Source organism: Tenacibaculum sp. IMCC1, assembly GCF_054906355.1.
Genome location: NZ_CM142818.1, coordinates 2,926,302 through 2,946,332 on the forward strand (window position 1 = coordinate 2,926,302; position 20,031 = coordinate 2,946,332).

Consider the following 20,031-nt stretch of genomic DNA (forward strand, 5'->3'; position numbering starts at 1 on the left):
ATACTAAAGTATAAAAACTGTCGTTTGTAATCTAGCATAGATAAGGTTACTAAATGTGAATTTATAAATAAATTAGTTGTAAGAAATTAGAAATATTGTAAATTGCGACACCCTTAAAAAACAGTTAAAAATACATGAAAAGTACGTTGAAATTATTTAGTTTATTGGCGATCACTAGTTTATTAATTACTTCTTGTAAAAGTAATGGAGGTGGGTCGAGTAAATCTTCATTAACTGGTTGGAACTTTAATGACCCAAACTATGGAGGATATTTAAAGGGAGAGTATAAAGAAGGAAAAAATGTACCACCAGGGATGGTTCACATAGAAGGAGGTACTTTTACCATGGGATTAGTACAAGATGATGTTATGTTTGATTGGAATACAACTCCACAAAAAATGCATGTTCGTACTTTTTATATGGATGAAACAGAGGTAACGAATGCAGAATATGGGTTATTTATGCAGTATACTAAAGATGTTTTTCCTCCAGAAGATCCACAGTTTAAAAACATTTACCCTTCGGTATTACCAGATACTTTGGTATGGAGGAAAGGTTTAGGGAATACGAATCTTTTATCAGAGAGTTATTTAAGACACCCTTCTTATGCTGAATATCCAGTTGTAGGTGTTAGTTGGATTCAAGCAAATAAATATTGTAAGTGGCGTACCAATGCTGTTAACTTGAAAATTTTAATGGATAAAGGTGTTATAAAAAACATTTTTAAAGAAGATTCTATAAGCTTTAAAGGAGAAAATAATTTTGATACCGATACTTATTTAACAGATCCTTACGCGATATTCGACGGAGACTCTACAATTTATAAAAAGGGTATACCAGTTCCAAAGGTAAAAGGAGAACCAAAACCAGAAAAAGGAACCTTCACAGGTAGACAGGTTACATCTTCAGATGGTATTTTATCTCAAAAATTCAGACTGCCTACTGAGGTAGAATGGGAATATGCTGCAAAAGCTATTTTTGAAAACCGTGAATATAATAATATTAGAGGAAGAAAAAAATATGCTTGGAGTGGAAAGTATACTCGTGACAGAGATAAGAGAAGAAGAGGAGATCAATTAGCTAACTTTAAGCAAGGAAAGGGAGATTATAGTGGTATTGCTGGATGGAGTAGTGATGGATCAGATATTCCTAATGCAGTAAGAAGTTACCCTCCTAATGCTTTTGGACTATATGATATGTCTGGTAATGTTTCTGAATGGGTAGAAGATGTATATAGACCAATTATCGATTCTGAAGCAAATGACTTTAATTATTTTAGAGGTAACATTTTTACTAAAAAATTAATCAATGAAGAGGGTAAAGTTGTTATTGTGGGTGATGGTGAAGTAGAGTATGATACTTTAGAAAACGGTAGAATTGTTCCTAAAGATTTACCGGGAAGTGTTAAGTATATTCCTATTACTAAAGAAGATACTTACATGAGAAGAAATTATAACTTAGCTAACAATTCTAGTTTAGGTGATGGAGATCAGGCTTCTTCTAAGTTCTATGGATTAGATAAAGATCAATTAGATCGTACAAAAAGAATGTATAACTCTCCTCAAAAGCCAGAAGCTGAAATTGACACATTAGGTAATGTGGTTAATAATTATAAATATGATGATAAGAGAAGAACTACATTAATTAGTGATAAGTCTAGAGTATATAAAGGTGGTTCTTGGGCTGACAGAGAGTACTGGTTAGATCCAGCTCAAAGAAGATATTTCCCAGAATATATGGCAACAAACTACATAGGGTTTAGATGTGCTACAGATAAAATGGGACCAATGGTGCTAAATAAAAGAAAAACAGCTACACCAGATAGAGCTAGATAATAAAATAGTATTTTATACAACAAAACCTCATTGAATTTCAATGAGGTTTTTTATTTTTACTTTATGAAGATAGAAGAGTTATACAGTTTATATATCACACATGGTTTAGTAGATACAGATACTAGAACTATTAGAAAAAACACACTTTTTTTTGCATTAAAAGGAGAGAATTTTAATGGAAATATGTTTGCCGAAGAGGCAATAACTAATGGAGCTAGTTACGCAATAATTGATGAAGCTGATTATAAAACTTCAGAAAAATTAATTTTGGTTGATAATGTTTTGGAAACTCTACAAAAACTTGCAAATCATCATAGAAATCAATTAGGAATTCCTGTAATTGCATTAACAGGAAGTAATGGGAAAACAACAACAAAAGAATTGATAAATTCAGTTTTATCAAAAAAATATAAAACTACAGCAACTTTAGGAAATCTTAATAATCATATTGGTGTACCATTAACTTTATTGTCAATGAATAAGAATACAGAAGTTGGCATTGTAGAAATGGGAGCAAATCATGCTAAAGAAATTGAGTTTTTATCAGAAATAACAAACCCTGATTATGGGTATATAACAAATTTTGGAAGCGCACATTTAGAAGGTTTTGGTTCTTTAGAAGGTGTGGTAAAGGCTAAATCAGAATTATATGATTATTTGAGAGCCAAAAACAAAAAAGTTTTTGTTAATCCCAATGATGAAAAGCAGATAGCTAAAACAAAAGATATAGAGAGTATTACCTTTGATGAAAGCATAAAGTTTATAGAGGCTAATCCATTTGTAAAGTTGTCGTATAATAATACAGAGATATTAAGTAATTTAATAGGAGCCTATAACTTTGCTAACATATCAGCGGCGATAACTATTGGTAATTACTTTAATGTAACAACAGAATTAATAAAAGAGGCAATTGAAAATTACGTCCCTTCTAACAATAGGTCTCAGGTAATAAATACAAAAACTAATAGAATAATTCTAGATGCTTACAATGCTAACCCTACAAGTATGAAAGCAGCCTTAGAGAGTTTTAGTAAGCTGCAAGCTAATAATAAAACAATAATTTTAGGAGATATGTTTGAACTTGGAAAATATAGTTCAAACGAACACCAGAGTATTGTAAATTTTATAAAAGAATTAAACTTAGACGAAGCTTTCCTTATAGGTGAGAATTTTTATAAAACCACTACTAAGTATAAAAGGTTTAATAGGGTTTATGAGTTTGAAGAATATATAAAGAACAACCAAATTGAGAGTAGCACAATTTTAGTAAAAGGCTCTAGAGGTATGGCTTTAGAAAGAGTTGTAGCGCTTTTTTAAAAAGAATTATTTCGGTGAAAGTTAACCAAATTATCAATAGGACGTTGAATTACATTAGTAATAGATAAATTATTTTTAGAGGCGACATTGTCTAATATATCCTGAAAGTAATAAGCAATTGATCCGATAAAATAAATTGGTGTTTGACTATTTTTTTCAAAAGGAAGAATACGATACTTGAAAAACTCTTGAACCCCTTTTTTTATCATTTTTCTGACGTATTTTTCATCTCTATACTCCAGCATAAATTTAGCAAAAGAAGCTAAATACATATTTGGATATGGTTTTTTATATAGATTTATTTTTACGGTATCAGTATCAAGTTCAAAAGAAGTTTTAAATGCTGAAGCTATTTTTTTTGGCATTTTATTATAGTAAAAATCACGTAATAATTTTTTGCCAAAATAATTCCCGCTAGCTTCATCCATAATAGTGTAGCCAAGTGATGGAGCTGTAGTAATCATGTCTTTTCCATCATAATAACAGCTGTTAGAACCTGTTCCTAAGATACACACAATACCAGGGTTTTTACCAGTACTAGCATAAACAGCGGCTAAGGTATCTTCAGAAACAAATACAGTTGCTTTTTTAAAGATAGATTTTAGAACATTTTGTAAACTTTTAGCAGCTTTAGGACTTCCACAACCAGCTCCATAAAAGTGGACTTGTAAAGTGTCGTTTTGTATTTTTAATAAGTTGTTAGCACTATTTATTGTGCTAAGCATTTCATCTTTTGTTAAAACAGACGGGTTTAGACCTAGAGTAGTTGTTCTAAAAACTTCTTTTTTAGTATCATCGAGAGCTATCCAATCAGCTTTAGTAGAACCACCATCGGCAATTAAAACCATTTCTTATCTTATTTACAAGCTAAATATACTACTAAAAGAGTTAAGGAAAATATCAAAAATAAGATGAAGCATTAAATTTTCTTCATTTGTTGTTTCATCATTTGCATTTGCTCTTTAAGCATGCCATGTTTATCTAGCTTTTTAGCTTCTGCCATTAAGTTTGTAGCCTCTCTTTTTCTACGTTTAGTCATTGCTATTCCAGCCAATTGTAATTTAGCCATGGCTAAGTCATGATCCATAGCTAGACCTAACTTAACAGCTTTCTTTAAAAACTTTTCGGCTTGAGTAATGTTAGTTTGAGATAGCATAATACCATGTAGGTAATTATAATACCCTTCTTGCTTTTTTGTTAATGCAGTAGATGGGTTTTTAATATACCCTAACCATTTTTGAGCTCCAGCAAAATTTTGTTTACGTAGTTGTAAGAAAGCTAAAAGAATAAACTCATTTTTAAAATAAAATAAAATAAATAGTCCAGCAAGTAATAGTATTGATATACCGTTCATAATGTGCCCTTGTGTGAACTCATATACAGACCATATAGTAATTAAGGTAGCTAAAACTAATTTTATATTTTTATTGAACATAATTGTCTCTTCTTTTTATCGGTTTGCAAAAATACATTTTTTTAACAGAAAACCTATCAACTTATTTTTTGTAATACTTTTTGTTTTTTATCCAAGCAAGAGTTCCTAAAACAGCAACAAAAGCTAAAGAATAATAAACTGATGCTGGCGTAACTACTTTATCACCACTTGCATAAGAATGTAGGCCAGATAAGTAAAAATTAACCCCCATGTAAGTCATCATAATTGATGAGATGGCTAAAATAGAAACTAAATTGAAAGTGTATCTTCCTCGTAAACCTGGTATTAAACGCATATGTAATACAAAAGAATATATCATAATAGAAACTAAAGCCCAAGTCTCTTTAGGGTCCCATCCCCAATAACGTCCCCAGCTTTCATTTGCCCACATTCCACCTAAAAAGTTACCAATCGTAAACATTACTAAACCAACAGTTAATGCCATTTCGTTTATAATAGTTAATTCTTTAATGTGTAAATCCATTTTCTTTTTGTTCTTCTTGTTGGTAAAAACGATTAAAAACAAAGCAAATACACCAAGAATCATTCCTAAGAAGAAAGGTCCGTAAGCAGCAACAATTATAGAAACGTGTACATATAGCCACCAAGAGTTTAATACTGGTTGTAAGTTAGCAATCTCAGGGTCTAACCAATTTTGGTGAGCAAAAGCTAAAATAATCGAGACTAAAAATGTTGTAGCAGCTATGGTTAATGAAGATTTTTTTCCTAGAATTAACCCAAATAACATAGTTGCTAAACCTACAAAAATAATGGACTCATAAGCATTACTCCAAGGGGCATTGCCACTAATATACCATCTAGCTGTTAATCCTAATACATGAAAAACGAAAAGGAAAATAACAATTCCTATAAGTATCTTAACTATATTGTTAACCCATGGTTTGTTATTAAAAATTTGTAAGAAAACAAAAACAATTAAAAGTAAACTTACGTATCCGTAATATTTAGAAAGTTTTACAAAAATATTTAACTTATTGTAAGCTATTTCTAAATCGATTTTGTCTTTAGAAGGAATAACTTCTGAACCAAATTTTTGTTGGAATTTCTTAATTCCATTTAAAACCTTATTGGTTTCAGTATAATCTCCCGATTTTTTTGATGCTTGTAATAACTGTAAATATACGGGTAATGACTGACGAACAAAAACAGAATCTGTTCCTTTAAAATTTGCCTGTAGTGTTTCGGGCTGCGAAACCCATTTGTTATTTTCGTCGTTAGGAATTGGATAAATACGTAATATACCACCTCCTAAAGCTTGCGATAACAACCAAACTCTTCTTTCAATCTTAATAGCATCTTGTTCAAATTTATTTTGAATCCTTTTCTTCTCAGCTTCAACAACAAGTTTGCTAATTTTTGAAGAGCCATCAGGGTTGTAAAAATCAATAAAACGAGCATATTCAGTATCTTCAGAAAGCCCTAAAATTTCTCTAATTTGTGTGTTTCCTTTTTCCAGATACACAAAGGGAACGTTTAACCAAAGCATCGGACTTTCTGTAATTGAAAGTAAAATCTGGCTAGGATCCATGTCTTTAAATTTATCTACATGGGCTACTTTTCTAACTAATTCTGAAGCAAAGGTGTGGGCAGGCTTCATACGTCCACCAGCATCTTGAATAACTAAAGAACTAAATAAATCAGCATGTTTATTATCTACTTTATTTGCGATTAAAATAGAATCAATTTGGGCTTCAGAAACTTGTTTTGGTTCATGTTGTTTATGTTGCGTATAACTAGCTAAAGAAATAAATAAAGCAATTAGAGATAGCTTGGTTTTCTTGTTTCGTATTTTAACTAATGATTGTTTTAAGTCGTAAAAACGAGTATTTTTAACAAATAAAGAAGCAGTTAAACCAAAGAACAATAAGAAATAACCAATGTAAGTGACCCAAGTACCCCAAAAATCGTGATTTACAGATAAATGTGTTTGCTCGTGTTCACCGTCAATTTTATAACTTGATTGGAAAAATTTATATCCTCCGTAATCTAAAATATGGTTCATAAATATTCTATAATCGAATGTTTCGTTAGGAGCAATTACAGTAACTTCACTAGCATAAGCTGCGGCACTTTCTGATCCTGGATATTTTTCTAATTGAAAATCATTTAATTTTACGCTAAAAGGGGTTTGTAACAATTTAGATCCATACCAAGCTCTAAAATTTAAATTTCCAATACTAAATTGTTGTTGATTGTCTACATTAAACTTGCCTCCATAAAACTCAACACGTTCAGTTTCTCCATTTGTAGTTATATCAAAAATTACGGTGTCATATTTTTTATCATCTTTTTTACCCCTAACTGTTTTAATCTCTCCTTTTTCTGGAGACTTAGGGACTACAAATTGTAATCCATTTACGTTGTGAAGTGTTAATAATTGAAAATGTTGAGCACTATCTTTAACTATTAAACCTTTCTTTTGATCAGCCATTCTAAACCAATCTCCATTATTTTTAGAAATCATTTTTAAGCTACCGTCTTCATAAAAGAAGTTAATTGAAGCTGCCTCTTTATTAGGAGCTTCAAAGCCTACTAAAATATTATGAATATTTTCAATAGTTCCTCTCTTAATGTAATGCTCGTGTCTGCTTCCATCAGAACTTTCTACAAAAAATAAATGCTCTGTTCCGTTTTCGTCTAAAACCATTTTTGTTTCAGACCAAGGAATATAGTCAACTAAATTAAAAGTAACCGTATGATTTTTTCCTGCCTTTTTAGGTTGAAAGTTTTCTTCAAAACTTGCAGAGTTTTTACCCCAAGCAGATAAAAGTAATTTGTTTGCAGTAGTTTTTTGAAATTCACCATTGTCAATAATGACATTTAAGTAGGTATGCTCAGAATAAAATTGATTGGTTGTTTCTCCTTCATCGATAACCATTAAACCTTCATAACTAATATAACGAGTAATACCGGCGCCTATTAAGATTAATAGAAATGATATATGAAATAATAACACAGACCATTTTTCTTTTTTGTATAATCGGTACTTAAAAATATTTCCAAAAAAATTGATAACAAAGAACACCATAATCAACTCAAACCACCAAGTATTGTACACTAATGCTTTAGAGGTTTGGGTTCCGTAATCGTTTTCAATAAAAGTGGCAATTCCCATGGCAATGGCAAAAACAAAAAATAATACAGCCATTAAACGGGTAGAGTAGAGAATATCTAAGATTTTTTTCATCAGTAAATCTGCTAAGTATAAAACGTTGCAAATTTACGGATTAAAGCTCGCTTTTTTGAAAGAATGAGTGTTATTTTGAGAAAAGAATTGTTAAAATTAGCATAATTAAATACCTATCTTTTCTCCCATTTTAACAAAGGTTTCCATCTTGTTTTTGGTGTTGGTTAAAATATCTTCATCAATAGTTATTTTGGAACTATTAACTAATAACACAATAGTTGAACCGCCAAAAGCAAAATATCCCATTTCATCGCCTTTTTTTATTTCGGAATTAGGTTTGTAGGTTTCAATAATACTTCCAACCATGGTCGCTCCAACGGGAGCAATTATAATATCTCCTTTGTCTTGTGTTGCCAAAGTACAGTACTCTCTTTTGTTTTCGCAGAATACTCTAGTGAAGTTAGCAGCCAAAGCGTGCGGAGAAACTGAGAAGTAGCGTCCTTTAATTTTGGTTACTTCGGAAGGAGTTCCGTTGTATGGAAAATGATACCTGTGGTAATCATTTGGAGCGAGTCGTAAAATAATTAAAGAATCGTTTTTATGTTTTGTAGCTAGCTCTTTATTGTCTAGAAATTCCTCTAAGGTGAATTTTCTTCCTTTAATAAAGAAGTTGTGAATATCAGAAATGTTTTTAAATGCTAACATTTTTCCGTCACCAGGAGAAACAAAGCCTTCTTCAATAGGACGAGCGTCAGGTTTTAATTTTCGATAGAAAAAATCATTGAAAGAAATATAGTCCTCAGAAGGTCTTTCTGCCTCACTCATGTCAATTTGAAGCTCTCTAACAAAACTGTTTATTTTGTTAATAGAATTAGGTTTGTTCATGAGTTTACCATACCACGATGACAAAAATTTACGTTTAACTAATGGTAATAAAGCCATTTTTCCAAATGGATTATTATATAGCAATTTTAAATACCCTTCTCCAGGAGGGGTTTCGGTAATTATTTTACCTGTTTTTCTATCAATAAATTTTATTTTCATAACTGTTATTATTCTACACTATCAATTAAAATAGTTAACATATCAATGGCAGCTTGCGCAATTTTAGTTCCAGGGCCAAAAACACCTACAGCACCAGCGTCAAATAAGAATTGGTAATCTTGTGCTGGAATTACACCACCAACAATAACCATAATATCTTCACGGCCATATTTTTTAAGTTCAGCAATAACTTGCGGAACTAACGTTTTATGTCCTGCAGCCAATGATGAAATACCTAAAATATGTACATCATTTTCTATAGCTTGTTTGGTGGCTTCTTGTGGTGTTTGGAATAATGGACCTATATCTACATCAAAACCTAAATCAGCATAACCAGTAGCAACTACTTTAGCACCACGATCGTGACCGTCTTGTCCTAATTTAGCAATCATAATTCGAGGACGTCGCCCTTCTAATTCTGAAAACTTATCAGCTAATTCGGTAGCGTTTTTAAATAACTCGTCGTCTTTTATTTCTTTACTATACACGCCAGATATTGTTTTATGTACTGCTTTATGACGTCCAAAAATAGTTTCAAGAGCGTCAGAAATTTCACCTAAAGTAGCTCTGTTTCTTGCAGCTTTTACCGCTAAATCTAATAAATTTCCTTCACCTGTTTTAGCAGATTCAGTTAAATCACGTAAAGTTTTATCTACTTCAGCTTGATTTCTTTTCGATTTTAAGTCGTTTAGTCTGTCAATTTGAGACTGACGAACTGCTTCATTATCTACCTCCAAAATATGTAAAGGATCCTCTTGCTCTAATTGGTATTTGTTAACACCAACAATAACATCTTGTCCACTATCGATTTTTGCTTGTTTTTTTGCAGCAGCTTCTTCAATACGCATTTTAGGAATCCCCTTTTCAATAGCTTTGGTCATTCCTCCTAATTCTTCAACTTCTTGAATTAGCTCCCATGCTTTATTGGCAATTTCTTCAGTAAGTTTTTCTACATGATAACTACCTGCCCAAGGATCAACTGTTTTTGTAATATGGGTTTCTTGTTGTAAGTATATTTGTGTGTTACGAGCAATGCGTGCTGAAAAATCGGTAGGTAAGGCAATTGCCTCATCTAAAGCGTTGGTATGTAAACTTTGTGTTCCTCCAAAAGCAGCAGCCATAGCTTCAATTGCAGTACGGGCTACGTTGTTAAAAGGATCTTGCTCAGTTAAACTCCATCCACTAGTTTGGCAGTGAGTTCTTAATGCTAATGACTTTGGGTTTTTAGGGTTAAATTGCTTTACCAATTTAGACCATAACATTCTTCCTGCACGCATTTTGGCAATTTCCATAAAATGATTCATTCCAATAGCCCAGAAGAAAGATAAGCGAGGAGCGAAGGTGTCAATGTCCATTCCTGCTTCTAGCCCTTTTTTAATGTATTCCAATCCGTCAGCTAAAGTATAAGCCAATTCAATTTCTGCAGTAGCACCAGCTTCTTGCATATGGTATCCAGAGATAGAAATTGAATTAAATCTAGGCATATTTTCAGAAGTATATCTAAAAATATCAGCAATAATTTTCATTGATGGAGTAGGTGGGTAAATGTAAGTATTACGCACCATAAACTCTTTTAAAATATCGTTTTGAATAGTTCCTGATAATAGTTTAGGAGCTACACCTTGTTCTTCAGCTGCTACAATATAAAATGCCAAAATTGGTAAAACGGCTCCATTCATAGTCATGGAAACGGACATTTTATCTAATGGTATTTGGTCGAACAAAACTTTCATGTCTTCCACAGAATCTATAGCAACACCAGCTTTTCCAACATCACCTTGTACACGTTCGTGGTCTGAGTCGTAACCACGGTGTGTAGCTAAATCGAAAGCAACTGATAATCCTTTTTGACCAGCAGCTAAATTTCTACGGTAAAAAGCATTGCTTTCTTCAGCTGTAGAAAAACCTGCATATTGACGAATTGTCCAAGGTCTACGAACATACATGGTAGAGTAAGGTCCACGTAAGTTAGGTGCAATACCTGCAACAAAATCTTCGTGTTTAAAGTTTTTGTTTTGCTGTTCTTGGCTTTTATCTATTTGTATGTTTGATATATCTTTTCTACTCATTTTCTAAACGTTCTTGTTCTAGCTTTTCAGCTAATCGTTTTTGAATAATAGGTTGAATTAGTGTTTTTTCGTTACGAATTTTCAAGAAAGGCGAAACTTCTAAATCGTTTTTCATCTTGTCATTTTCGTTTTGAATTTTGTTTGTTCCAAGTAAAACTAATTCTCCTGAGTCAAATAATTGTTGTTCTTTATCTGCAGACTCTTTTATTTTTCGTTGGATAACTCCTTCTTTTAATTGTTTTAAGAAACCACCACCTTTTTCTATTAATTTAAAAACTTCTAGTGCTTTTTGGGCAAGTTGTTGAGTAATTGTTTCAATGTAGTATGCACCATCAGCAATCTTTTGAGCTTCTGCTAGCTCACTTTCTTGCTGTAAAATTAGTAGCTGGTTTCTAGAAATGCGTTCCCCAAATTCATTTGAGTGGTGGAAAATTTTATCATAGGAACTATTAGCTACAGTGTTGGTTCCTCCTAAAATAGCACTCATACACTCAGAGGTAGTGCGTAGCATGTTTACATTGTAGTCGTATATAGTTTTGTTACGTGAACTTGGTTGTGTAAAAATATGGGCAGTAGCTTTGGTGTTGTATTCGTTTAATAAAGAATCCCATAAAATCCTAAAAGCTCTTAGTTTGGCAATTTCAAAAAAGTAATTACTTCCTACAGAAAAATTAAAGTGAATATTGTTTGCAATTGAGCTTCCAAAATGATTCAAGTATTCGTTTGCGTGTGCAAGTGCATATGCTAATTGTTGAACTATGGTTGCTCCTGCATTTTGATAAATGGAAGCATTAACACAAATAGCATTTTGAGTAGCTTTTGCTATTTCTTCTAACTGTGTATGATCGCTTTTAAGATTAGAGTACCAGTTTCCTGAGCTAGCTAAGTTTCCTATAACATCTATATTGAAGTAGCACTTGTCCGAGTTTGTGAAATCAGCTAGTTTTTTTACAAATTGTGATGATAAAAAATTAAAAGTAAAGTAAAGTAAGGTTTTTTGAGTGTCAATTCCTTTTAATAAGGTATTGTAGTCAAACTCTTTTTTTGCGCTGAATTTTATGGCGTTTGCTCCTCTTTTAATTGAGTCGATAGCAAATGTATTTGCTTCTTCTTCATTCTCAATGTTAATAGATTGACAAATTGCAAAACCTTTATTTGGGGTATTAATCTGAATATTGGTTCTGTCTTCTTTAGTGTAAAAAGGTTTTACAGTAATATCTTCTTCAGTTTTCCATAAAAGTGTATCGTTATAATCGGCACCTTTAAGGTCTACTTGTATTTTTTGTTTCCATTCCGCAGGGGTAACACCTTGAAATTCGTCAAATAAATAGTTACTCATTACTTTTTTATGGTATCAAATTCAATAATATAAATATCTTCATCTTCTTTCTTCATTAAGTACTTTTCTCTAGCATAGCGTTCTAGTTGAAGAGAGTCTTGTAGTTGTTGGATGGTTTTTTTGTCTTTCTTGATTTTTTTTTCATGATAATCAATCCAGCTCTTTAGTTCATTAATCTCTTTATTAAACTCTCTATGGGTAAGGTAAGAATTTTCATCAAAAAAAAGCATCCAAACCACAAAAACAGTGAGTATAATCACATAAATATTAGTGACTATTTTAAAGGAAGGTTTGTTTTTAATTGATTTTAAACTCATGTTATAAACGGTCGTTAATTACAGTTCTTACAATATCTATAGCTACGGTATTATATCTATCGTTAGGTATAATGATATCAGCATAATTTTTTGTAGGTTCGATAAATTGTTGGTGCATAGGTTTTAAAGTGCTTTGGTAACGGTTTAAAACTTCATCAACATCTCTACCTCGTTCTTTAATGTCTCTTCTTACACGTCTAATCAAGCGTTCGTCAGCATCAGCATGAACAAAAACTTTTATGTCACACAAGTTACGAAGTTCTTTGCTATTAAAAATTAAAATACCTTCAATTATAATAACTTTTCTGGGGTGTGTTTTTATGGTGTCTTTGGTTCTATTGTGAGCAACGAAAGAATAAACAGGTTGTTCGATAATACATCCATTTTTTAATTCAGATAGGTGATCTACCATTAAATCAAAGTCAATTGCTCTAGGATGGTCAAAATTAATCTTAGTACGTTCTTCGTAAGTTAGGTTGTCTGTTTGTTTGTAGTAGGAGTCTTGAGAGATAACGCAAACTTCATCTGCAGGAAGTTCGTTAATAATTTGGTTTACTACCGTGGTTTTTCCACTTCCTGTACCTCCAGCAATACCAATAACAAATATATTCTTCATTAAGTTTTTGTAAAAATAGAGTTATGACAAATTTAGCAAAATAAGCGCATAAAAAAAGCGCTAACTTTTTGTTAGCGCTTTTAGTTTTGAGCCGATGGAGGGACTCGAACCCACGACCTGCTGATTACAAATCAGCTGCTCTAGCCAGCTGAGCTACATCGGCGTTTGCCTCAAAAGCGTGGCAAATATATAATGTTTTTTGAAACTGAAAAAACTTTTTTTTATTTTTTTTAAAAGGTGTTTTTTGTAATGATTTTAGAAGTTTTTTAAGTTGTTGAATTTTAGTTTGTTTTGATTATTTAGAGAGGTAGAATTTTTTTGAAAAAAAATAAAAGAAGTCGGGATGAGTGGATTCGAACCACCGATCTCTGGTCCCCCAGACCAGCACTTTAACCGGACTAAGCTACATCCCGATGTTACAAATATATTTAAAAAAGAAAAGTTCTAAGTAATTTTACTTAGAACTTTATCAAGAATAAATATTATAATGAGAGTGGTAGTTGATGAAACTACTATTCCTATTGTGTATACTGTAAACGAGCTTAAACATTATTTATTGTTTAAGCTGTTAAAGGTTTTCCTTTTAAACGTTTTTCAATGCGTTGTTTTACAGCTGTTAACCGTTTCATTAAATCCATTAATGCGCTGTCTTTTGTTTGTTTATATACCTCATTAATCTCTAGTATAAGAGCTTTTGCTTCTCTAGCGGCTAGTATTCTATCACTAGTAGTAATAAACTTGAATTTTCTGTTTTCAAATTCTTCCGCCTTATTGATTAATTCTGAATTCATAAAATTTACCAATTTAATTTAAAATTTCTTTATTAGGTTTTGTCTGATAAAAAAGATATGTGCCTAAAAATAACTGGGGCGACAAATATATGGGAAACTTTCTGTTTCTAAACAAATAAGCTTATCAATTTGGTTTATTAGTTAATAAGTTTTTCTTATAAGACTAAAATATTTTTTAGCATTATCGTATTATCAGTTATAAGTATTATCTATAAATATAAAAGTAACGATTTTATTTTGCTATTTCAAATTATTAATAGAAAATTAACAGTTTTAGCTGATTAATTTAGTGAATTTTTAAGGAATGAGAGAGTTTTTAGTTATTATGCAGTACTTTTGCGTTTATATAGACGTTAAAGTAGGAACATGAGAAAGTTATTATTCTTAATTTTTGTTGTTTTAATATTTTCTTGTAACAGTCAAGGAAAAAGAAGTGTTTTAGGAGATTCTAATTTTCAAAAGGAAATGAATGCTAAGTTTAAAGATGCTTCAAGATCTCCGCTTACAAAAAAAGGGTTAAAGAAATTTAAAGGCTTAGATTTTTTCCCTATTGATAAAAAGTACACTGTAAAAGCTAACTTAGAAAAGACGTTTAATACTCCTATTACTAATTTTCCTACAACAACAAACAGGTTGGTAATGTATAGAAAATATGGAGTTTTATCTTTTTCTATTGATGGAGAAGACTTTAAACTTACTATTTATCAAGATGTAAATCCTACTCCTGAGTATGCAAATCATTTGTTTTTACCTTTTTTAGATAAAACAAATGGAAAAACATCGTATAAAGGTGGTCGTTTTATAGATATTTATACTACCGATATACAGGAAGATGGAACTGTAGAGGTAGATTTTAATAAAGCTTACAATCCTTACTGTGCATACAGTGATAGGTATTCTTGTCCAATTACGCCAAGTGATAACTACCTAAATACAGAAATTAAGGCAGGGGTAATGGCATATAAAAAAACAAAATAAAAGAGTCCTGCAATTGCAGGACTCTTTTATTTTGAAGGAGGTGTTAAACCTTCTTCACTGTCTTGTTTAATTGCTTTTATTAACGAATCCAAATATGGTTTTCTTACCTTGAGTTTAGTTTCTTTATGAGCTTTCTTGTTTAGTTTAGAAAACATTGAAGCTACTTTGATTGCAGTAGGTAATAGATGTTCTTGAGGAACAATTTTATCTAAAAAACCAGCGGTAATAGCATCTTGTGGATTGTAGATTTCAGAGCAACTAACACTTCTTTCAAAATAAACAGGGGTTAAACGTGCTTTAGCTATTTCAATACCGGCATTGTGCATGGTCATACCGATTAAAACTTCGTTTAATCCAATTTTAAAATCACCTTCAATTCCTAGTCTATAGTCAACAGATAGGAGTAAGAAAGCTCCTTTTGCCACAGCATGACCAGAACAGGCAGCAATTATAGGGTAAGGAAAAGACAACATTCTATGTGATAAATTAGATCCTTTGGTAACCAATTCTAAAGCTGATTCAGGAGATTGAGTCATGCTTTTTAAGTCGTAACCAGCAGAGAATATTCCTGGTTGTCCTGTTAGTATTACTGGTTTTTCTTCTTTTTCAGCTTTGTCAAAAGAGGTGTTTAAAGCATCAATCACTTCATGAGAAATAGCATTAGCTTTTCCGTTAGTAATAGTGATGGTTACATAGTTTTCTTCTGATTTGTATTGTATAAGTTCACTCATTTGTTATATAAATTTACTCACAAAGTGAGATTTGTTTTTAGGGTAAAGTGTAGTTTAAATAGTTTGTGAATTCGTCCAAAAATAATTTACTAAGTAAATTCCTGCGAAAACAGCTAAAAATCCGATGATAAAGCTAGTAACAGTATATAGCGCAAAAGAGGCGAAATCTCCAGATTTTAGAAAGATATGATTTTCATAGGCAAAGGTTGAAAAAGTTGTTAATCCGCCACAGAAACCAGTAGCTAATAATAAAGTGTGGTTTTGTGTTATGGTTTCGTTTTTAGTAGCAAGTCCTAAAATAATTCCAATAAGTAAACTACCAAGAATGTTAGCAACAAAAGTTCCGTACGGAATTCCTGTTTGAGAGCTGTTTAGAGCTTTTCCGATAATATATCGTAAAACGCTTCCTGCTCCACCACCTATAAAAACTAATAATAACTGTTTCACAAAAAATACTTCTGGGTTAATAGCCAAATTTTGCTCTTTTATTGAATGAGATGTTGTAAGAATCTCTACAGGAGCTTTTCATGTCATTGCGAAAATAAGAAAACCTCACAAATTTGTGAGGTTTTCTTTATATATATGTTATAGCGGTTTATAGTTCTACATCGTCAGCATCTGTCCAATTCCATTTTCCTGAAATGATTCCCTTTTTTACAGTAACAATACCAGGGTTAGCTCTGATTACGGTTTTTAGAGCAGTTTCATCACAAAAACCAAAGGTGTAAGGAAGGCCATATTCTTTTTGGGTAGCAGCTAAATCTTCAATGTAAGAAGCGGTTAATACATAAACTTCATAACCTTGTTCGCTAGCTTGTTTTGCAATCTTAGAAACATCAGCGATACCTTCTTTTTCTGTTTTCTTTAAATTAGACATAATAACAAGCATTGCTTTTTCTTTTGCAAGCATTTCTTCTAACTTATCTCCTTCGTCTGTCTCTATCATGAAATCATGTATAGGAGGAAGTTCGTCGCTATCTTCTGGGTATTCCATTCCTTTGGCAATATCTGTACCTATAGAATAAGCTCTAAAATCAATAATTGGTAAATGTTGTAAAACATAATAAGTTATAATTAATGATAGAAAAACAGAGCTAAAGGTTGTTAAAGAAGCAAATTTATTTGAAACTAAAGGTTTAATGTGTTTAACTCCAATAATAAGAATCACAATAAAAATCATAAAAACAACATTCTTGTAAAATGTTTCTTTAGGTGTAAGTTTTAAAGCGTCACCAAAACATCCACAATCTGTAACTTTGTTGTAGGTATAAGAGTACCAAGTTAAAAATAAGAAAACTAGGTTTAAACCAAATAAGCTCCAAACAGTAAGTTTAGGTTTGTAACCTACTAAAAGCATAATACCTAAAACCAATTCGGTAACAATTAAAAGAATTGAAAAAGGTAAAGCGAAAGGAATTAAGAATTCTAAATTTAATACATCGGCGCCAAAATATTCTTCAAATTTATATTGAGATCCGATTGGATCTATCAATTTTACAAATCCAGAGTAAATAAAAAGAAGTCCTACAAGTACTCTTGAAATATGAGTTAGCATTTTTAAAATCATAGGGGTGTTTTTTAGGTTAATTATCTGATTCAGAAAGGTGAATCATGGCAAAAATAGCATAATTAATCATATCTTGATAATTAGCATCAATTCCTTCAGAAACTAAAGTTTTGCCTTGATTGTTTTCAATTTGTTTTACACGAAGTAGTTTTTGCAGAATTAAATCGGTTAACGAAGAAACTCTCATGTCTCTCCAAGCTTCACCATAATCATGGTTTTTGTTTTCCATTAACTCTTTGGTGATTTTTATATGTTTATGGTATAAAGTAGTAGCCTCTTCGGTAGTTAAATCAGGTTGCTCAACAATACCTAACTCAATTTGAATTAATGCCATTACCGAATAATTGATAATGCCTATAAATTCTGATTTTTCTCCTTCATCAACTTTTCGCTCAGTATTTTCTTGTAATTGACGTATACGTTGAGCTTTGATAAATATCTGATCGGTTAGCGATGGAAGTCTTAAAATCCTCCAAGCACTACCATAATCGCTCATTTTTTTTATAAATAAACTTTTACATTCTTCAACTACAGCATCATACTGTTTTGAGGTATCTTGCATCTTTCCTGTTTAAAAGTATTCGACCAAAAATAGTAAATATTACAAGCTTTTCATTTATTTTTACTTGGAAATTTAGCATGATGACAATTAATTGTAAAGGAACCTTGGTGGATTTAACTAAGCCTAAGGTTATGGGGATTTTAAATGTTACTCCTGATTCTTTTTTTGATGGAGGAAAGTATAAAAATGAACGAGATATCCTTGTACAGGCAGAAAAGATGTTGAGTGAAGGGGCTACGTTTATTGATGTAGGTGCATATTCTTCAAGACCAGGAGCAAAGCATATTTCGGAAGAAGAGGAACTACAAAGAATGCTTCCTGTGGTGGAGTTGTTGGTTAAAAATTTTCCTGAAATTATTATTTCGGTAGACTCATTTAGAAGTAGAGTAGTGGAAGAGTCGATAAATGCAGGTGCTGGAATTATAAATGATATTTCTGGTGGAAAGATGGATGTGAAAATGCTTGAGACAGTGGCAAAATTACAAGTTCCATATATTATGATGCATATGCAGGGAACACCGCAAAATATGCAACAAAATCCTCAATATGAAAATGTGGTTACAGAAGTGGTTTCTTTTTTTGCAGAACAGCTTTTTAAATTGCGCCAGCTAAAGGTGAATGATGTAATTATAGATGTTGGTTTTGGTTTTGGTAAAACACTTAATCAAAACTATGAGTTGCTTAAAAGGTTATCAATGTTTAAAAGTTTAGATGTTCCTATTTTAACTGGGGTTTCTAGAAAATCTATGTTATATAAATTGTTAGGAATTACATCGCAAGAAGCTCTAAATGCTACTACTGTAGCAAATACAATTGCTTTGCTAAACGGAACCCATATTTTAAGGGTGCACGATGTAAAAGAAGCAGTTGAGGCGGTTAAAATTGTGGAACAGTTGTAATAAAATCCTTACATTTACTTATTAGGTAAAGACAAAATGCCTAAAAGCTTGTTTTAAAGTTAAAAAACTTCAAAAAATTAATGAATTTAGATTTCATCAACTTTTCGTTTCTTGATGTGTTAGATATTTTTTTGGTAGCTGTGTTGCTTTTCTATATCTATAAGTTGTTAAAAGGAACCGTAGCAATTAACATTGTAATAGGAATTGCATTTATATTTTTAATATGGAAAGTTACTCAAGCCTTGCACATGGAGATGTTAAGTGGTATTTTAGGTTATTTACTTTCTGGTGGTGTTATAGCATTGATTATTGTGTTTCAACAAGAAATTCGTAAGTTTTTATTAATGATAGGAACTACTAACTTTTCTACTAAAAAGGGGTTTTTAAATCAGTTGAAGTTTCTAAAAACTGAAATTCATTCCGAAACAGATGTTGAAACTATTTTAACAGCTTGTGTTAACTTGTCAAAAACTAAAACAGGGGCATTATTAGTCATTGAAAAAACAAACAACCTTGATTTTTTAATTAATACGGGAGATAAAATGAATGCTTTGGTGAATGAAGCAATTATAGAGAGTATTTTTTATAAAAATAGCCCGTTACATGATGGAGCAACAGTTATTCGTGATAATTATATTGTAGCTACTCGAGTAATACTACCTATTTCTAGTAGTACTAAAATACCTTCTAGGTTTGGGTTACGCCATAGAGCAGCTATTGGGGTTAGTGAGAAAACAGATGCCCTTTGTTTATTGGTTTCAGAAGAAACAGGTGAGCTTTCTTATATAAAAGATGGTGAATTTGTGTTGTATAAGTCGCTGGAAGAACTTCGTAAAAAATTAGAAAAAGATGTCATGGCATAAAAAAAGCTCGCATCTTGCGAGCTTTTTTTATGTTCTGTTCAAAAAAGATTATTGAGCAGGAGCCATTTTAGATTGAATAGCAGTCATAACTTGGCTAAACTTAACAGCATCATCTTGACTTAAATTACCAAGAATTTCTTGTGATTTACTAGCTAATTCAACACCTTTTTGAGCTAATTCAGAGTTTTTTACTACATCTCCTTTTGCTTCTATGTATGTTTTAGCATACTCAGTATAAGACTGTAAGTATTCACCTACTTTTGGATCTTCAAATTCAGGAATTTCGATACCTTCAATTGCAGACTCTACAGCTTTAACAGCATCTTCAGTAGTTTCTTCAACTTCCTTAGCAGCTTCTTTAGTTTCTTCAGTAGCTTTGTCTACTGTTTCAACAGCTTCTTTTTTAACGTCTTTAGCTTCTTCTTTTGTGTTTTTACAAGAGGTTGCTAATAAAGAAGCAACTACAAATGCAGATAAAATTACTTTTTTCATCGTTTTTGATTTTTAATTTTTAGATTGA

General features: G+C 31.6%; 19 protein-coding genes and 2 tRNA genes. 5 read left to right on the forward strand and 16 right to left on the reverse strand.

Going from position 1 to position 20,031, the window contains the following annotated elements:
• Nucleotides 1-134 precede the first annotated feature (134 nt).
• Nucleotides 135-1,835, forward strand: a complete 1,701-nt coding sequence (gene gldJ / locus ACXIHB_RS13595; RefSeq protein WP_047790231.1) for a gliding motility lipoprotein GldJ — start codon at nt 135-137, stop codon at nt 1,833-1,835.
• Nucleotides 1,836-1,898: 63 nt separating this feature from the next.
• Nucleotides 1,899-3,152 carry a UDP-N-acetylmuramoyl-tripeptide--D-alanyl-D-alanine ligase gene (locus ACXIHB_RS13600; RefSeq protein ID WP_462098468.1) on the forward strand — a complete coding sequence of 418 codons (1,254 nt, stop codon included), beginning with the start codon at nt 1,899-1,901 and terminating at the stop codon, nt 3,150-3,152.
• Here the strand turns inward: ACXIHB_RS13600 and ACXIHB_RS13605 are convergent.
• The 11 genes from ACXIHB_RS13605 to ACXIHB_RS13655 all read right to left on the reverse strand — a co-directional run bounded on the left by ACXIHB_RS13605 (nt 3,149) and on the right by ACXIHB_RS13655 (nt 13,911).
• Nucleotides 3,149-4,000, reverse strand: coding sequence for an N-acetylglucosamine kinase (locus ACXIHB_RS13605; protein WP_159615364.1), 852 nt, complete (start codon nt 3,998-4,000; stop codon nt 3,149-3,151). The two genes, ACXIHB_RS13600 and ACXIHB_RS13605, sit on opposite strands and share 4 nt — an antisense overlap.
• A gap of 71 nt (nt 4,001-4,071) precedes the next feature.
• Nucleotides 4,072-4,587, reverse strand: a complete 516-nt coding sequence (locus tag ACXIHB_RS13610) for a DUF2892 domain-containing protein (RefSeq protein WP_167714256.1) — start codon at nt 4,585-4,587, stop codon at nt 4,072-4,074.
• 61 nt (nt 4,588-4,648) lie between these two features.
• Nucleotides 4,649-7,795, reverse strand: a complete 3,147-nt coding sequence (locus ACXIHB_RS13615) for a cytochrome c biogenesis protein (RefSeq protein ID WP_462098469.1) — start codon at nt 7,793-7,795, stop codon at nt 4,649-4,651.
• A gap of 105 nt (nt 7,796-7,900) precedes the next feature.
• Nucleotides 7,901-8,779, reverse strand: a complete 879-nt coding sequence (locus tag ACXIHB_RS13620; RefSeq protein ID WP_462098470.1) for a phosphatidylserine decarboxylase — start codon at nt 8,777-8,779, stop codon at nt 7,901-7,903.
• An 8-nt stretch (nt 8,780-8,787) separates the two neighbouring features.
• Nucleotides 8,788-10,848 carry a methylmalonyl-CoA mutase gene (gene scpA, locus ACXIHB_RS13625; protein WP_462098471.1) on the reverse strand — a complete coding sequence of 687 codons (2,061 nt, stop codon included), beginning with the start codon at nt 10,846-10,848 and terminating at the stop codon, nt 8,788-8,790.
• Nucleotides 10,841-12,187 (reverse strand): methylmalonyl-CoA mutase subunit beta, encoded by a 1,347-nt coding sequence (locus ACXIHB_RS13630; protein ID WP_462098472.1) that lies wholly within the window; start codon nt 12,185-12,187, stop codon nt 10,841-10,843. The genes scpA and ACXIHB_RS13630 overlap by 8 nt, the downstream gene beginning before the upstream one ends.
• Nucleotides 12,187-12,504 carry an FtsB family cell division protein gene (locus ACXIHB_RS13635; RefSeq protein WP_047790222.1) on the reverse strand — a complete coding sequence of 106 codons (318 nt, stop codon included), beginning with the start codon at nt 12,502-12,504 and terminating at the stop codon, nt 12,187-12,189. Before ACXIHB_RS13635 ends, ACXIHB_RS13630 begins: the two co-directional genes overlap by 1 nt.
• A 1-nt stretch (nt 12,505) precedes the next feature.
• Nucleotides 12,506-13,111, reverse strand: a complete 606-nt coding sequence (gene udk, locus ACXIHB_RS13640) for a uridine kinase (protein WP_047790269.1) — start codon at nt 13,109-13,111, stop codon at nt 12,506-12,508.
• A gap of 98 nt (nt 13,112-13,209) precedes the next feature.
• A tRNA-Thr gene (locus ACXIHB_RS13645) sits at nt 13,210-13,283 on the reverse strand.
• Nucleotides 13,284-13,458: 175 nt separating this feature from the next.
• A tRNA-Pro gene (locus tag ACXIHB_RS13650) sits at nt 13,459-13,533 on the reverse strand.
• A 147-nt stretch (nt 13,534-13,680) separates the two neighbouring features.
• Nucleotides 13,681-13,911: a hypothetical protein gene (locus tag ACXIHB_RS13655; protein WP_047790221.1), complete on the reverse strand. Its 231-nt coding sequence runs from the start codon at nt 13,909-13,911 to the stop codon at nt 13,681-13,683.
• Nucleotides 13,912-14,277: 366 nt separating this feature from the next.
• On the opposite strand from ACXIHB_RS13655, the gene ACXIHB_RS13660 reads away from it, so the two are divergent.
• Nucleotides 14,278-14,889, forward strand: a complete 612-nt coding sequence (locus ACXIHB_RS13660) for a DUF1684 domain-containing protein (RefSeq protein ID WP_462098473.1) — start codon at nt 14,278-14,280, stop codon at nt 14,887-14,889.
• Nucleotides 14,890-14,915: 26 nt separating this feature from the next.
• Here the strand turns inward: ACXIHB_RS13660 and ACXIHB_RS13665 are convergent, their stop codons facing one another.
• From ACXIHB_RS13665 to ACXIHB_RS13680, 4 genes are all read right to left on the reverse strand, one after another.
• Entirely contained in the window at nt 14,916-15,620 is a 705-nt protein-coding gene (locus ACXIHB_RS13665; protein WP_047790219.1) for a crotonase/enoyl-CoA hydratase family protein, read from the reverse strand.
• 54 nt (nt 15,621-15,674) lie between these two features.
• Entirely contained in the window at nt 15,675-16,067 is a 393-nt protein-coding gene (crcB, locus tag ACXIHB_RS13670; protein ID WP_281980563.1) for a fluoride efflux transporter CrcB, read from the reverse strand.
• Between the two features lie 148 nt (nt 16,068-16,215).
• The gene (locus ACXIHB_RS13675; protein ID WP_253057100.1) at nt 16,216-17,187 is read right to left on the reverse strand and encodes a BT_3928 family protein; all 972 of its coding nucleotides are present in this window, start codon (nt 17,185-17,187) and stop codon (nt 16,216-16,218) included.
• Nucleotides 17,188-17,203: 16 nt separating this feature from the next.
• Nucleotides 17,204-17,749 (reverse strand): DUF1599 domain-containing protein, encoded by a 546-nt coding sequence (locus ACXIHB_RS13680; RefSeq protein WP_462098474.1) that lies wholly within the window; start codon nt 17,747-17,749, stop codon nt 17,204-17,206.
• Nucleotides 17,750-17,829: 80 nt separating this feature from the next.
• Here ACXIHB_RS13680 and folP point away from each other — a divergent pair, with 80 nt between their 5' ends.
• Nucleotides 17,830-18,648: a dihydropteroate synthase gene (folP, locus tag ACXIHB_RS13685; protein WP_462099344.1), complete on the forward strand. Its 819-nt coding sequence runs from the start codon at nt 17,830-17,832 to the stop codon at nt 18,646-18,648.
• A gap of 80 nt (nt 18,649-18,728) precedes the next feature.
• Nucleotides 18,729-19,511: a diadenylate cyclase CdaA gene (gene cdaA / locus ACXIHB_RS13690; protein WP_047790215.1), complete on the forward strand. Its 783-nt coding sequence runs from the start codon at nt 18,729-18,731 to the stop codon at nt 19,509-19,511.
• Nucleotides 19,512-19,559: 48 nt separating this feature from the next.
• On the opposite strand, the gene ACXIHB_RS13695 is transcribed toward cdaA, so the two are convergent.
• A complete protein-coding gene (locus ACXIHB_RS13695) occupies nt 19,560-20,003 on the reverse strand; it encodes a hypothetical protein (RefSeq protein WP_462098475.1) in 444 nt (147 codons plus the stop codon).
• Nucleotides 20,004-20,031: the final 28 nt, after the last annotated feature.

Coding starts and splice junctions, on each gene's coding strand:
- gldJ (WP_047790231.1), top strand. CDS start 135: ATGAAAAGTACGTTGAAATTATTTAGTTTATTGGCGATCACTAGTTTA.
- ACXIHB_RS13600 (WP_462098468.1), top strand. CDS start 1,899: ATGAAGATAGAAGAGTTATACAGTTTATATATCACACATGGTTTAGTA.
- ACXIHB_RS13605 (WP_159615364.1), bottom strand. CDS start 4,000: ATGGTTTTAATTGCCGATGGTGGTTCTACTAAAGCTGATTGGATAGCT.
- ACXIHB_RS13610 (WP_167714256.1), bottom strand. CDS start 4,587: ATGTTCAATAAAAATATAAAATTAGTTTTAGCTACCTTAATTACTATA.
- ACXIHB_RS13615 (WP_462098469.1), bottom strand. CDS start 7,795: ATGAAAAAAATCTTAGATATTCTCTACTCTACCCGTTTAATGGCTGTA.
- ACXIHB_RS13620 (WP_462098470.1), bottom strand. CDS start 8,779: ATGAAAATAAAATTTATTGATAGAAAAACAGGTAAAATAATTACCGAA.
- scpA (WP_462098471.1), bottom strand. CDS start 10,848: ATGAGTAGAAAAGATATATCAAACATACAAATAGATAAAAGCCAAGAA.
- ACXIHB_RS13630 (WP_462098472.1), bottom strand. CDS start 12,187: ATGAGTAACTATTTATTTGACGAATTTCAAGGTGTTACCCCTGCGGAA.
- ACXIHB_RS13635 (WP_047790222.1), bottom strand. CDS start 12,504: ATGAGTTTAAAATCAATTAAAAACAAACCTTCCTTTAAAATAGTCACT.
- ACXIHB_RS13655 (WP_047790221.1), bottom strand. CDS start 13,911: ATGAATTCAGAATTAATCAATAAGGCGGAAGAATTTGAAAACAGAAAA.
- ACXIHB_RS13660 (WP_462098473.1), top strand. CDS start 14,278: ATGAGAAAGTTATTATTCTTAATTTTTGTTGTTTTAATATTTTCTTGT.
- ACXIHB_RS13665 (WP_047790219.1), bottom strand. CDS start 15,620: ATGAGTGAACTTATACAATACAAATCAGAAGAAAACTATGTAACCATC.
- ACXIHB_RS13675 (WP_253057100.1), bottom strand. CDS start 17,187: ATGATTTTAAAAATGCTAACTCATATTTCAAGAGTACTTGTAGGACTT.
- ACXIHB_RS13680 (WP_462098474.1), bottom strand. CDS start 17,749: ATGCAAGATACCTCAAAACAGTATGATGCTGTAGTTGAAGAATGTAAA.
- folP (WP_462099344.1), top strand. CDS start 17,830: ATGACAATTAATTGTAAAGGAACCTTGGTGGATTTAACTAAGCCTAAG.
- cdaA (WP_047790215.1), top strand. CDS start 18,729: ATGAATTTAGATTTCATCAACTTTTCGTTTCTTGATGTGTTAGATATT.
- ACXIHB_RS13695 (WP_462098475.1), bottom strand. CDS start 20,003: ATGAAAAAAGTAATTTTATCTGCATTTGTAGTTGCTTCTTTATTAGCA.